Genomic DNA, 12826 nt, shown 5'->3' on the forward strand with positions numbered 1-12826 from the left:
TTTGGGATATTGACGATGGAGAGGTGCGAGTCGGCTTTTCGGGGCGCTGGCGGCGGGCGACAACCGGCGGCCATGGCATCTTCGAGTTTCGGTTCGAGCGCAAATCTTCTGCGCCGGGATCTTCTGCCAGCGCCCGACCGGCGCTCCGCAACGCAACAATTGTATTCGCACGGCACTGGAGGACCCGAAGCAGTGACAGCTTCGAGAGCAGGCAGAGGCTTTAGCCAGCACCAGGGAGAGGACCCGAAAACCGCTTCGCGAGCTTAAAATTGCACCCAAAAACCACACGGGCACGGCGATGCCAAATCATCTTGGTGGAATTTACACAAGTGACACAGATCTCGCCATCCTGGGCGGGATCGCGATGCTCGTATTGGCGGGCGCCTTTCTTGTGCTCCGGCATGCCCTTATCGCAGTGCTGCGGGGTCGCCCGAATCCAAATGCCTATCTGAAAGAATGCAAGCCTGTCCCTCTCGATGAGGTTTCTTGGGTCTGGGAACGCCCGATCGATCTTGCAACCGGATCTGGTTCTTCTCAGGCTGTCGTGCCCTCAGATGCGGATGCCCGGCCTCAGGATGCAAACTACCGTCAGTTGGGGGTGCGAATCGAGCATTTCGAGATGATCTCCGAAGCTTATGAGAGTTCGCCAGGCGACCTGCCCGATGCTTTCGCTTCCCCGACCAACATCGCTACGCCCCCTCCTCCTCGTTTTCGCTGGCCTATCGGTCTTGTATCACGCCTGGGCATCGCCACAGTCTGCCTGGCCGTGCCGCTTGGCTATACGATGACGAGACCAAATTGGGTCGAAAGCGCCCCCGCCATTTCGCAAGCCCAGAATCCCTCCCCGCCCGATCTTTCGCGATCCTTCGCGGTTCCGGCGAGTGCTGCATTGGATATGGAGGGACCAGCCCAGGGCGGCGGGCGTACGAATACTGAAGCGCTTGGCCCGGATCTCGCGGCTGCCAACGCTGAAGTCGAGGCTGCTCGTGCTCAGGCATCCGCTGCGAGGGATCAGGCCGGCCAGGAGCACCGAGCTGTGGAAGAAGAGCGCGCCAGAAGCGCCTCTCTGCAGAGTGAGCTCTTGGAATCGCGCAAGCAGGTCGACGTCCTGAGGACAAGCATGGCAGCAGCCGACAACGCATACGGGGAGCGTCTGCGCAACGAACTCGCGGCAGCCCGCACGTATGGCGCATTGCAGCGCATTGCGGGAGACGCTCGCAGGCTGCTGGGCGAGAGCATCAACTATGTCGTTACGCAGATGCCGGCTGCTCATCTGGAGCGTCAGCGAACCGAACTGATGGCGCGCGACCTATCCCAAGCGCGGGCGCAAATTTCACAGCTTGAGGCCACGGCCGCCGAGGACCGCGCCAGTGCCAAGGCCTCGCTTGCGCAAGTGAACGGAGTGCTTGACGACGAGCGCCGGAAGTCGAAGGACCTTCGTGGCGACCTCGCCGCAATGGAACTGTCCAAGGCCGCGATCGCGGATACGGCTGAGCGGGAACGAACCGGTGCAGCCACAGCGAGAGGACGGGTGGAGCAGACCGCAATCCAGACTGCGCAGGCCCTCGCCCGGGAACGCGCTTCCGCAGCATCGACTCGTGAGGATCTCGACAAAGCCCGCCTCGAGCGCGACGCGGCTGAACAGGAACGAGCCAAGGCTGTCTCAGCAAAAGAGCGTGCGGAGCAGACCGCAGCCCAGACGGCGCAGGCTCTGACACGAGAACGCGCTTCCGCAGCATCGATCCGTGAGGACCTCGATAAAGCCCGCCTCGAGCGCGACGCGGCTGAACAGGAACGAGTCAAGGCTGTCTCAGCAAAAGAGCGTGCGGAGCAGACCGCAGCCGTGACGGCGCAAGCTCTCGCCCTGGCGCGCGCTTCCGTAGCATCGACCAAGGAAGACCTCGATAAAGCCCGCCTCGAGCGCGACGCGGCTGAACAGGAACGAGCCAGGGCTGTCTCAGCAAGAGAGCGTGCGGAGCAGACTGCAGCCGAAGCGACGCAGGCTCTGACACGAGAACGCGCTTCCGCAGCATCGGCCCATGAGGATCTCGATAAAGCCCGCCTCGAGCGCGATGCGGCTGAGCAGGAACGAGCCAAGGCTGTGTCAGCAAGAGAGCGTGCCGAGCAGACCGCAGCCGAGACCGCGCAGGCTCTGACACGAGAACGCGCTGCCGCAGTATCGACCCGTGAGGACCTTAATAAAGCCCGCCTGGAGCGCGGCACGTCTTCAACACTTTCAGGACAGGTCACCAGGCTGAACGAAGCTCTGGACAACCAACGCGAAGCCACTGTTTCTCTGGCCCGCGACCTGGCTGCCAAACGCGCGGACAATGACAAGCTCAGGGCTGAGCGCCGCAGCGCGCAAATTGAGCCGCCGCTGCAGCCGCGCTCTGGCCGCGCATCGGACGGCACCGGTCAGGTGAAAGCTGTCAGCCAGAAGACGACTACGCGCAGCAAGCTTCGCAACTCCTCGCGGGTGATCCGCGTGCGTACTGTCGCGCTTCCCTTTGCCCTCCGGCCAATACACCCGACGTCGGATTGAATTCCAAACGATTGCGACGACGATGAAGGGTCCATTCATTGGCCTGCACCATTCGCAACACACGGAGGCCGGGAAAAGCGGAATGAATTCGCAAGGAGTTCCGCGCTCTGCGCTATGTCAGACCGATCACGCTGCCTTTCGCGTTCAATTCGCACCCGACCGGCGCCTGACGCGTCTCCACCCGTCCCTGATGCATATAGTCGATGCTGACCTGAACAGGGGCCGAGATCTTACGTTGGCTCAGCCGACGTATGGAACCTGCGCTGCTGACGCGCACACTGGCCGCGCCAAACTTGGCGGCGGCCTGCTCGATTGCGTCCTGACAGGCGCGAACGACCTTATCCGGGACACCGGGCAGCGCTTCGATCGGGTGGACCGCTGATAGAACAGTGTTGTCTTCGAGAGGCTGCAGGGCGGGCGGGAGGTCGAGCGAATGTCCGCCGTCCGTGGACCGGTTGACAATGTCAGCTGGAGTTGACGGTATTGAGGCCGTTGGAGTGGTGCTGATCCCGTCATTGGTCGACGGCGGACTGCCGCTGTTGCCCACAGGATCGCCGGGATCGCCGGGATCGCCGGCAGGTCCTTTGCCCTTGCCTTTGCCGTTGCCGCCGTTGTCATGGCTGCCATGACCCCCGTTATCACCCTGATGGCCGCCACCGTCATGCCCTCCGCCGTGCGGGCCGGCGGCTGCAGTTCCAGCGCAAGCTGCCGCGATCGAGCACGCGAATGCAAAATAAGCCAAGCTGAATCCAAGGGATCGACGCACGGCAGTCTCCAAATGTACCTCAGCCCAGCCGTCCTTGCGCGGCATGCGGTCAGAACGTCTAAACCGCCGCTGCCCCAAGGCAGAAACTCGCGAATACGGTGCCCACGGAATTAACTAGGGAATGAATCCGCTGCATCAAGGACGCGGTGTGGGACGATGATCGGCATCGATAGCGGCAACACAGCAATCTTTCCCAAGACCCAGAAACCACAACGCCGCAAAGGTTATCTCGGCAATGTTGCAGCCCTCGTCGCTGCTTGCCTTGGAGAAAATCATGACGATCACAATTTCCGCGTTTCTCAGCGCACTCGGGTCCGAAAGTCCCCCAGGCAAACTGGACGCCGCAGAGGACAACGAGGCCCACGGATATCGCAGCGAACATCCGCATGGAGCGGTCAATATCGTCGGCAGAAGAGCGTCAAAAAGGGAATGTCGGCGGCTCCGTCGTGGGAACGAAAAAGAAGAGAAGCAGAAGTTTCGTGTGCGATTTTTGCACACGTGCTCTCATAACCGTCTGATTTTATTTACTTGTCTGTCCAGTCCATCATGGGCGCCATGGCAAGTTTATGATATATACTATTCATTTCATTGTCTTTTTCGATCCGTCCAATACCAAGGAGAAGAGCTGCGGAACTTGGTCCCGCAGCCGTTCCAAAAACCATCTTCTGCGACTGTGCTCACTGTGACGTGAGGCATCAGTCTTTTCTGTGCACAGATAGTGCACACGCCCCTGCTCGCACAAGCTGCATTGGTCGATCATGAGGCGGCAGAAATGCCATGGCGCCATCACGGTCATTTAAAGTCATATGGGAAAGGGGTAATATTAGCTGTCGCTCACATTGCTGTGCGACCAACATATGGGAGGAAAGCACAAGCAAGGTGGTCGGCATACATCGCATCGCCATCCTGATACCTGCTTAGGGAGACGGGATTCCGGTCGACGCGTCGCCCGCATGTTGCCGTGCAATCAGCGACTCCAATTCCTGCAGATTCAGCGAGATCGGGCCTCGCTGTTCGAACCGGATGCGGTGATCGACTGTGGCGGTGGACGGTTTCCGCGCGGCTACGAAGCCATTCGCAGCTACTATGCCGACGTCACCGCCTTCGGTCGTAAGTTTGCCGTCGGCGAGCAGCGTGCGGCGCTGGTCAGCGGTGATCCGGCGCTGACGTCGACCCGCTTTCCGGACGGTGATGTGACAAGCTAGGTCGCCCGCCGGCAAACGGATGGATCATGGCTCTGGGTGATCGATCGGTGCGGTGTCGATTGGTGACCGGATGGTGGGACGGTTTGCCCCGAAGCGCAAACAGCGACATCGCGCCCGCAACGGGCGCGATCCGCCAGCAGTAAAGGCCGTGGACGCTACCGCCGCAGCGCGTGTATGCTCGCCTTGCTGTCGTTGCCTATCGGCAGAGCCATGTCATCGTCCAGAAGCCGCGTGATCCGGGCAAAGCCGGTGAACGCCTTTCTTGCTTCCTCCGCCGACATCTGTCCCGACAGGGCGGCCGAGCAGCAATTCAGTGCACACTGATACACAGGCCCACGCCGTCCCTTCGGCCATTTACGCAAGAAAACCATCGCCTCGGCGACACTATCCACTTCTTCTACAGGGTGTCCCTGCCCGCGCGATATCCGCACGGGCGAAAAGAAATGCAGGTAATCCATTGTTTCCTCCGGTCGATCGAGATGCGCTCGATCGAACCCCATGAAACGCGCCGTCCGGTGGTTGGTTCCACGCGGAACACAGAATTTTGAAAAATCTGGCGGTCGGATGATGAGCGATATCGGCTATGTCGTCGGGAAGTGGCAGGCCGCTTTGCGGCCGGGTCGGTACTCCCTCAGTTCCGGCCGCTCCGAACGGCAGCGCCCAACCGCTATCGGGCATCGAGGGTGGAACCGACACCCGGATGGCGGATTGAGCGGGCTCGGCACATCGCCCGTAAGGATAATGCGCCTTCGCGTCCCGCTGGGTGTCGTCTCCACGACGGAACGGCCGAGATCAGCGCCTGGCTGTAAGGATGAGCCGGGGCTGAAAACACCTCTTCCGCTGGTCCTTCCTCGACGATCGAGCCGAGATACATGACCGCGATGCGGGTCGAGACCTGACGCACCGCGGACAGGTCGTGGGCGATGAAGACATAGGTGAGGTCCAGCTTCTCCTGAAGGTCGGCAAGCAGGTTGACGATCTGCGCCTGTACGGACACGTCGAGCGCTGAGACCGGTTCGTCGAGAACGACGAGATCGGGATTGAGGGCTATGGCGCGTGCTATGCCGACACGCTGGCGCTGCCCGCCCGAGAATTCATGGGGGAAGCGCATGACATGGTCCGGTAACAGTCCGACGAGCTCGAAGAGCTCCGCGACGCGGTTGGTGATCTCGCGCGATGAAAGCTTGCCATGGATGCGCAGCGGTTCCGCCACGAGGTCGCCGACACGCCGGCGCGGATTGAGCGAGGCCGACGGGTCCTGGAACACCATTTGCAGGCGCCGCCGCAGCGGCCTCAGTTCAGACAGCGACTTCGACGTGATGTCGTCGCCTTCGAACAGCAGCTCACCGTCTGAAATGTCGTAGAGCCTGACCAGACAGCGCGCCAGCGTGGACTTGCCACATCCGGACTCGCCGACCAACCCTACGGTTTCGCCGCGCCGCACAGTCAGGGAGACATTGTCGACCGCGTGGACGGTTCGCCTGCCTTCGGCGGAAAAACGGGTGCCGATCGAGAAACGCTTGCCGAGCGAGCGCGTTTCGAGGATTGGACGGTCGTTGTCGATCATCGGTCCGCTCATGTCTGCGCCACTCGAAAGCAGGCCGCCGCGTGCGTGGCGGCGCCAAGCTCGGGCTTGCCGGTTAGACACGGCTCGTAGCGGACCCGGCAACGCGGACCGAAGGCACAGCCTTGCGGCAATCGCAGCAGCGATGGCGGTGACCCGGGAATGGCAGGCAGGCGGCGCGGTTTCGCACCGGTCAGCGGTGGGATCGAACCAAGCAATGCACGCGTATAGGGGTGTCGCGGGTCAGAAAACAGCTCCGTGCGACTGCCGCGTTCCACGATGCGGCCCGCATACATGACCATGACCCGATCGGCGAGTTCGGAGACCACGCCCATGTCATGCGTGATGAAGACGACCGCCGATTTGTGCGTGGCGCGCAGCTTGCGCACGAGATCGAGAATTCCGGCCTGCACGGTGACGTCGAGCGCCGTGGTCGGCTCGTCCGCCACCAGCAGCGCCGGGTTGCAGAACAACGCCATCGCGATCACCGCCCGTTGGCGCATGCCGCCGGATTGCACGCTGATCATGCGCGAGGCGATCAACGGCGCTGGAATAGCGCTTGCCGACACGATGATGGCCCAAGATCTGCTGCAGCAGGGCAAGCTGGTCGCCCCGTTCAGCGCCCGCCACACCTATCCGGCGGGCATCTACCTGCATCAGCGCCGCAGCATCGGCAACAAGCCGGGTACTGGCCTCTTTCAGGACTGGCTGCTTTCCGAAGTCGAGGACCATAAGCGGGTGATGGCCATCGCCTAGGCAGCCCCGCTTGCAGACAGATGTTGTGAACACGGGTTCGTCCAGATTCAGGCCGTGGATCGAGAACTCGAATCAACAGGCAGGCCTTTTCAAAAGCGGCCCACCATCATCGCCCCGTCGATAATCGCGGTTCGCATTGAATATCTTTAAGGTCAAAGCCGGCAAATCGATTGCTTGCCGGTTCCCCTGCGTCAGGCGTAACCTCCCCGGTCAACGCGTGAGGGCGCGTGCTGCAAGAAGGGGACATTGCAATGACGATACAAGGCGCATCGCCTGACCTGTATAATGAAGACCTCGCTCCTGCCAAGGTTCGAAACTGGGGACCGTTCTCGATCTTCAACGTCTGGACGTCGGACGTCCATAGCCTGTGGGGCTACTACCTCGCCGCCAGCCTGTTTCTGTTCTGTGGCGGCTTCGTCAATTTCATCATCGCCATCGGCATCGGCTCGCTGATCATTTACGCGCTGATGAACATGGTCGGCTATGCCGGTGTGAAGACCGGTGTGCCCTACCCCGTGCTCGCCCGCGCCTCCTTCGGCATCTGGGGCGCCAACATTCCGGCACTGGTGCGCGCCATCGTCGCCTGCTTCTGGTATGGCGCGCAGACCGCCGCCGCCTCCGGCGCCATCGTTGCATTGCTGATCCGCTCGCAATGGTTCGCCGACTTCAACGCCAACACCCATTTCCTCGGCCATTCCGGCCTGGAGGTGATCTGCTTCGTGGTCATATGGGCCCTGCAACTGCTCATCATCCAGAAAGGCATGGAAACGGTGCGCCGGTTCCAGGATTGGGCGGGACCAGCCGTCTGGGTGATGATGCTGCTCCTGGCCATCTATCTCTGCGTCAAATCCGGAACCTTCGCCTTCACCAGCGACATCCCGATGGACGTGCTTCTGGAAAAGACCAAGGATGCCGGCGTGCCTGGAACGCCGGGCTCGTGGACGTCGCTGTTCGCGGTCGCCGCGATCTGGGTGACGTATTTTTCGGCGCTCTATCTCAATTTCTGCGATTTCGCCCGCTATGCGCCCGATCAGGCGGCGCTGCGCAAGGGCAATATCTGGGGTCTGCCGATCAACCTGATCCTGTTCTCGCTGGTCGCCGGCGTCACCACCATTGCCGCCTACGACGTTTACCATGAGGTGCTGCTGCACCCCGACCAGATCTCGGCCAAGTTCGACAGCTGGTTCCTGGCTGCCCTTGCCGCCCTGACCTTCGCGGTGGCGACGCTTGGCATCAACGTCGTGGCCAACTTCGTGTCGCCGGCCTTCGACTTCTCCAACGTCTTCCCGCGGCAGATCGACTTCAAGAAGGGCGGCTACATCGCCGCTGTCATCGCGCTTGTGCTCTATCCGTTCGCACCGTGGGAAGGCAGTGCCGCCTCTTTCGTCAACGTCATCGGCGCGACGATGGGACCGATCTTCGGCGTGATGATGGTCGATTACTATCTGATCCGGAAGGGCGAGGTCGACGTCGAGGCGCTGTATCGCGAGGACGGCGAGTTCCGCTTCCAGGGTGGCTGGCATGTCAATGCCTTCATAGCCGCCGGCATCGGCGCCGTCTTCTCGTCGATCCTGCCGAACTTCACCAACTGGCTACCGTCCTGGTGGGGCGTCTATGGCTGGTTCTTCGGCGTGGCGATCGCCGGCGTCATCTACTACGTGCTGCGCACCGCCGCCCTGGGTGCAGGCGCCAAGATAGCAAAAGCCTGACGAACTTCTCTGGGCGGCGCAACGCCGCCCCAGATTTATGCTCTTATCATCTCGGCCAGCTTGCGCACCGTGTTCCAGTTGCGCGAGGTTCCGATGCCCATGCGTTTGTGATTTGCGGCCGCGAGCAGCCGCGAGCTAGGCCTCTCCCGTGAAAAGACGACCCAGATGTCGCCGCCGACCAGAAGCACCTTCTCGTCCGCTGCGGCATAGGCCTGAAGGCCCGACATGGCATCCTCGGCCACGGGTTTGCGCATCACGCGCACCGCGACCTGGTCGCCGGCTTCCACCGACTCGGTCGGGAATGGATTGCCGCTTGCGAGTTTGCGCCAGTCTCCGGCGGCGCGGATGATGATGTCGACATGGCGGCCAAAGGTCTGTTCGAAGGCGGATTCCAGCCGCTTCTCAAGTCCGGCGATCGAGATCTTTTCGCTCTCGAAAACCAGGTTGCCGGTCGCCACCAAGGTGCGGGCATTCTTCAGGCCGAGGCCTTCCGCCATCGCCCTGAGATCGGACATGACGACCCGCCGCCCCTCTCCCAGGGTGATGCTGTAGAGAAGCGCCACATAGGTCCGCATTGTAGCGATCAGACCAGCCGGCTCTGCTCCACCGCCGCCTCGATGAAGCTGGCGAACAGCGGATGCGGATCGAGTGGTCGGCTCTTCAGCTCGGGGTGATATTGCACACCGATGAACCAGGGATGGTCGGGATACTCGACCGTCTCCGGCAGCACACCGTCGGGCGACATGCCGGCAAAGACCAGCCCGCAATCCTCCAGGCGCTTCTTGTAGTCGATATTGACCTCGTAGCGGTGCCGGTGACGTTCGGAAATTTGGGTGTCGCCGTAGATATCGGCGATCTTCGAGCCTTTGGCGAGCTCGGCCTGATAGGCGCCGAGCCGCATGGTGCCGCCGAGATCGCCGCTCGCCCTGCGCTTTTCCAGCATGTTGCCCTTCAGCCATTCGGTCATCAAACCGACGACTGGTTCCTTGGTGGGGCCGAACTCGGTCGATGAGGCATGTTCGACACCGGCCAGCGAGCGTGCCGCCTCGATACAGGCCATCTGCATGCCGAAGCAGATGCCGAAATACGGCACCTTGCGCTCGCGTGCGAACTTCGCCGCCAGGATCTTGCCTTCGGAGCCACGCTCGCCGAAACCGCCGGGCACGAGGATGCCGTGCACCTTCTCCAGCCAAGGCGTCGGGTCTTCCTTTTCGAAGATTTCCGATTCGATCCAGTCGAGCTTCACCTTGACGTGGTTGGCCAGCCCGCCATGCGAAAGCGCCTCGATCAGCGATTTGTAGGCATCCTTGAGGCCGGTATACTTGCCGACGATGGCGATGGTGACCTCGCCCTCCGGATTATGGATGCGGTTGGAGACAGCCTGCCATGGCTCCATGCGCGGCTTGGGCGCCGGGTCGATGCCGAAGGCGGCCAGCACCTCCGAATCGAGACCTTCCTTGTGGTAGGCCATAGGCACGTCGTAGATATGCGGCACGTCGAGCGCCTGGATGACGGCGCTTTCCCTGACATTACAGAACAGCGACAGTTTGCGGCGCTCTTCCTTGGGAATGGCGCGGTCGGCGCGCACCAGAAGAATATCCGGCGCAATGCCGATGCCGCGCAATTCCTTGACCGAATGCTGCGTCGGCTTGGTCTTCAGCTCACCCGCCGTCGGGATATAGGGCATCAAGGTCAGGTGGACATAGACGGCGTTGTTGCGCGGCAGATCGTTGCCGAGCTGGCGGATGGCTTCGAGGAACGGCATCGCCTCGATGTCGCCGACCGTGCCGCCGATTTCGCACAGCACGAAATCATAGTCGTCATTGCCGTCGAGGACGAAGTTCTTGATTTCATCGGTAACGTGCGGGATGACCTGCACGGTCGCGCCGAGATAGTCGCCACGCCGCTCGCGCTCGATGATATTCTTGTAGATACGCCCGGTCGTGATGTTGTCCTGCTGGTTGGCGGAACGGCCGGTGAAGCGCTCGTAATGGCCAAGGTCGAGGTCGGTTTCGGCCCCGTCATCGGTGACGAACACTTCGCCATGCTGGTACGGCGACATCGTGCCGGGATCGACATTGAGGTAGGGGTCGAGTTTTTTGATGCGTGCGCGATAGCCTCGCGCCTGCAGGAGAGCCCCAAGGGCCGCTGCGGCAATGCCTTTTCCAAGTGAGGAAACCACGCCGCCTGTGATGAATACATATCGCGCCATGGGAGTCATCGCTTAACGCGGCCGGATTGATTCCGCCAGAGAAAAAACCGCCGCGAAGGCTTTTTCCCAAAAAGGCGCTCGGACCATGATCCCGAAAAGTGGAATTCGGTTCTTGGACATGATCACGACCAAACAGGTTTGAGCGGGACCTTAAGCAAAACAAAAGGGCCGGCTGAGCCGGCCCTTTCGGCATGATGATGGAAACGTCAGATGATGACGACTTTTGTGCCGACCCGGACGCGGCTGTAGAGATCCATGACGTGCTCGTTCATCATGCGGAAGCAGCCATTGGAGGCACTGGTGCCGATCGACTGCGGCGCGATGGTGCCGTGGATACGCAGATGCGTGTCCTTCTTGCCGTCATAGAGATAGATGGCGCGTGCGCCGAGCGGGTTCTGGCCGCCGCCGGCCATGCCGTCCTTGTACTGGCCGTAGTGCTTGGGCTCGCGCTTCTGCATGTCGAGCGTCGGGATCCAGCGCGGCCATTCCTGCTTGTCGCCGACCGCGACCGTGCCCTTGAACTGCAGGCCTTCGCGGCCGACCGCGATGGCGTAGCGGCGTGCGGTGGTCGATGATTCGACGAGATAGAGCCGGCGAGCACTGGTGTCGATGACGATCGTGCCGGCATCGTAGCCCGTGAATTCCACGTCCTGAGGCACGAATTCCGGCTTCACCTTGAACGGCTTCTTGGCATTTTTCTGGGCAAGTGCCGAGTCGAGCGCGCGTGTCTCGGGCAGATAGCTGATCGATGAGCCGGATGAGGTTCCACCGAACAGACCGGCGAACAGGCCGCCGCTTGACTGCTTCTGGCCGCCAACCACCTCGCTGCGCAATTCGCCATTGTTACCGGTCAAAGCGACATTCATCACCTCGGCCGGGACAGGCTCGGCCGACTGGATAGGCGTGACCGGTTCAATCGGCTCGATAATCTTGATGGTCTTCTTGGCCGGCTTGGCATCGGCCACTTCGGTTGCCGGTGCTTTTTGACCCTTGCTGGCCAGGAATGCCTTCCGGTCCGCGTCAGCCCTGGCTTTGGCTGCCTCGCGCATCGCCAGCTTCCGGGCTTCGAGCGCCTTGGCTTTGGCGTCTTCCTTGCCAGCGGCGATCTTGGCCTCGATCTTCTTGATCTGGGCGAGGTCGTCCGGTGTCGGGGTTTTCTTCTTTTTGAGAAGCTTCAACTGCGCCGCATCGCTCTTGGCCGCGACGGGGATGGCGTCGGTTTTTTCAAGCGACACCGACTGTTGTGCGGCCATATTTGCCGGCATGCCGGCGAAAGCCGGGGAACTCATGCCGATTGCGGCGCAAAGTCCCAGGAAAATGAAGCTGCGAAGCTGCATGGCGAAGATCCGATCGTTCAATGCTTGTTGCCCACGGCGTCGCCCGGCGTCCCCCAAGGACGCCGAAAATGCCGCGTGCAATCTATAGTCGAATAAGCGCGGATGCCTCAAGCGCGAGACCGCACTGCTGCCCGTCGAATCTTCGTGATCGCGCAGCATTTGCCGCGACTGTGTTCAAACGATCACAGATCGCGGTTTGGAAAAGTGGAAGTTACTGGTTCGGAACCTGAGGCGCCGCCGGTGCGGTGTTGGTGGTCCCATTGGTCGCCGGCGGCGTCGAGCCGGCGGCGGGTGCCGTGGCCGGGGCCGTTGCCGGAGGCTTTGCCGCGGCGTCGTTTCCGGACGGCGGCGTCGGCGTAGCGTTGCCGGCCGGTGCCGGCGTGGTCTTCCCCGGCAGTTGGTTGAGCACGCCCTTGCCGTCCGAGGTCGTGGGAACCCGATCGAGAATGTCGATCGGTTTCTCGCCGTAGCGGGCGATGATCGACAAGGTCAGCGACGTCACAAAGAACGCAGCCGCCAGGATCGCCGTCGCCCGGGTCAAAGCGTTGGCGGCGCCGCGTGCAGTCATGAAGCCCGATCCGCCACCAATGCCGAGGCCGCCGCCTTCGGAGCGCTGCAGCAGCACCACGCCGACAAGGGCGAGTACGACCATGAGATGGATGACGATCAGTACGGTTTGCATAGTTTATCCTGGCAAGGCCTTGCCCGGCCGCGGACACGACCGGTGAATTGGAG

Annotated in this window: 10 protein-coding genes and 2 pseudogenes; 4 read left to right on the plus strand and 8 right to left on the minus strand. The window is 61.7% G+C overall.

Annotated elements, in window-relative coordinates; translation table 11 throughout:
- The first annotated feature begins 298 nt into the window (after window positions 1–298).
- A complete protein-coding gene (locus FJ492_RS29050) occupies window positions 299–2542 on the plus strand; it encodes a hypothetical protein (protein ID WP_246675857.1) in 2244 nt (747 codons plus the stop codon).
- 112 nt (window positions 2543–2654) lie between these two features.
- Here the strand turns inward: FJ492_RS29050 and FJ492_RS02125 are convergent, their stop codons facing one another.
- The gene (locus FJ492_RS02125; RefSeq protein ID WP_181166558.1) at window positions 2655–3284 is read right to left on the minus strand and encodes a hypothetical protein; all 630 of its coding nucleotides are present in this window, start codon (window positions 3282–3284) and stop codon (window positions 2655–2657) included.
- Window positions 3285–4261: 977 nt separating this feature from the next.
- Between FJ492_RS02125 and FJ492_RS02130 the strand changes: the two genes are divergently transcribed.
- The gene (locus FJ492_RS02130; RefSeq protein ID WP_181166009.1) at window positions 4262–4513 is read left to right on the plus strand and encodes a hypothetical protein; all 252 of its coding nucleotides are present in this window, start codon (window positions 4262–4264) and stop codon (window positions 4511–4513) included.
- A gap of 155 nt (window positions 4514–4668) precedes the next feature.
- On the opposite strand, the gene FJ492_RS02135 is transcribed toward FJ492_RS02130, so the two are convergent.
- From FJ492_RS02135 to FJ492_RS02145, 3 genes and pseudogenes are all read right to left on the minus strand, one after another.
- Window positions 4669–4971, minus strand: coding sequence for a DUF982 domain-containing protein (locus FJ492_RS02135; protein ID WP_140505424.1), 303 nt, complete (start codon window positions 4969–4971; stop codon window positions 4669–4671).
- A gap of 123 nt (window positions 4972–5094) precedes the next feature.
- Window positions 5095–6080, minus strand: a pseudogene (locus tag FJ492_RS02140) (oligopeptide/dipeptide ABC transporter ATP-binding protein).
- 8 nt (window positions 6081–6088) lie between these two features.
- Window positions 6089–6589, minus strand: a pseudogene (locus FJ492_RS02145) (ABC transporter ATP-binding protein); the annotation flags it as partial.
- On the opposite strand from FJ492_RS02145, the gene FJ492_RS02150 reads away from it, so the two are divergent.
- Both FJ492_RS02150 and FJ492_RS02155 read left to right on the plus strand, forming a co-directional pair.
- Window positions 6540–6833 carry a hypothetical protein gene (locus FJ492_RS02150; RefSeq protein WP_246675867.1) on the plus strand — a complete coding sequence of 98 codons (294 nt, stop codon included), beginning with the start codon at window positions 6540–6542 and terminating at the stop codon, window positions 6831–6833. The pseudogene FJ492_RS02145 and the gene FJ492_RS02150 overlap by 50 nt on opposite strands.
- 251 nt (window positions 6834–7084) lie before the next feature.
- Window positions 7085–8542: an NCS1 family nucleobase:cation symporter-1 gene (locus FJ492_RS02155; RefSeq protein ID WP_140505426.1), complete on the plus strand. Its 1458-nt coding sequence runs from the start codon at window positions 7085–7087 to the stop codon at window positions 8540–8542.
- 35 nt (window positions 8543–8577) lie between these two features.
- Here the strand turns inward: FJ492_RS02155 and FJ492_RS02160 are convergent, their stop codons facing one another.
- The 4 genes from FJ492_RS02160 to secG all read right to left on the minus strand — a co-directional run bounded on the left by FJ492_RS02160 (window position 8578) and on the right by secG (window position 12773).
- Window positions 8578–9117: a DUF1697 domain-containing protein gene (locus FJ492_RS02160; protein WP_140768241.1), complete on the minus strand. Its 540-nt coding sequence runs from the start codon at window positions 9115–9117 to the stop codon at window positions 8578–8580.
- Between the two features lie 8 nt (window positions 9118–9125).
- Window positions 9126–10763: a CTP synthase gene (locus tag FJ492_RS02165; RefSeq protein WP_140505430.1), complete on the minus strand. Its 1638-nt coding sequence runs from the start codon at window positions 10761–10763 to the stop codon at window positions 9126–9128.
- Window positions 10764–10960: 197 nt separating this feature from the next.
- The gene (locus FJ492_RS02170) at window positions 10961–12091 is read right to left on the minus strand and encodes a L,D-transpeptidase (protein ID WP_140711625.1); all 1131 of its coding nucleotides are present in this window, start codon (window positions 12089–12091) and stop codon (window positions 10961–10963) included.
- Window positions 12092–12302: 211 nt separating this feature from the next.
- Complete coding sequence (gene secG / locus FJ492_RS02175) at window positions 12303–12773, minus strand: preprotein translocase subunit SecG (RefSeq protein WP_140505433.1); 471 nt, start codon at window positions 12771–12773, stop codon at window positions 12303–12305.
- Window positions 12774–12826: the final 53 nt, after the last annotated feature.

The sequence above is a fragment of the Mesorhizobium sp. B2-5-4 genome (assembly GCF_006441095.1).
GTDB lineage: Bacteria > Pseudomonadota > Alphaproteobacteria > Rhizobiales > Rhizobiaceae > Mesorhizobium > Mesorhizobium salmacidum.

Coding starts and splice junctions, on each gene's coding strand:
- FJ492_RS29050 (WP_246675857.1), top strand. CDS start 299: ATGCCAAATCATCTTGGTGGAATTTACACAAGTGACACAGATCTCGCC.
- FJ492_RS02130 (WP_181166009.1), top strand. CDS start 4,262: ATGTTGCCGTGCAATCAGCGACTCCAATTCCTGCAGATTCAGCGAGAT.
- FJ492_RS02135 (WP_140505424.1), bottom strand. CDS start 4,971: ATGGATTACCTGCATTTCTTTTCGCCCGTGCGGATATCGCGCGGGCAG.
- FJ492_RS02155 (WP_140505426.1), top strand. CDS start 7,085: ATGACGATACAAGGCGCATCGCCTGACCTGTATAATGAAGACCTCGCT.
- FJ492_RS02160 (WP_140768241.1), bottom strand. CDS start 9,117: ATGCGGACCTATGTGGCGCTTCTCTACAGCATCACCCTGGGAGAGGGG.
- FJ492_RS02165 (WP_140505430.1), bottom strand. CDS start 10,763: ATGACTCCCATGGCGCGATATGTATTCATCACAGGCGGCGTGGTTTCC.
- FJ492_RS02170 (WP_140711625.1), bottom strand. CDS start 12,091: ATGCAGCTTCGCAGCTTCATTTTCCTGGGACTTTGCGCCGCAATCGGC.
- secG (WP_140505433.1), bottom strand. CDS start 12,773: ATGCAAACCGTACTGATCGTCATCCATCTCATGGTCGTACTCGCCCTT.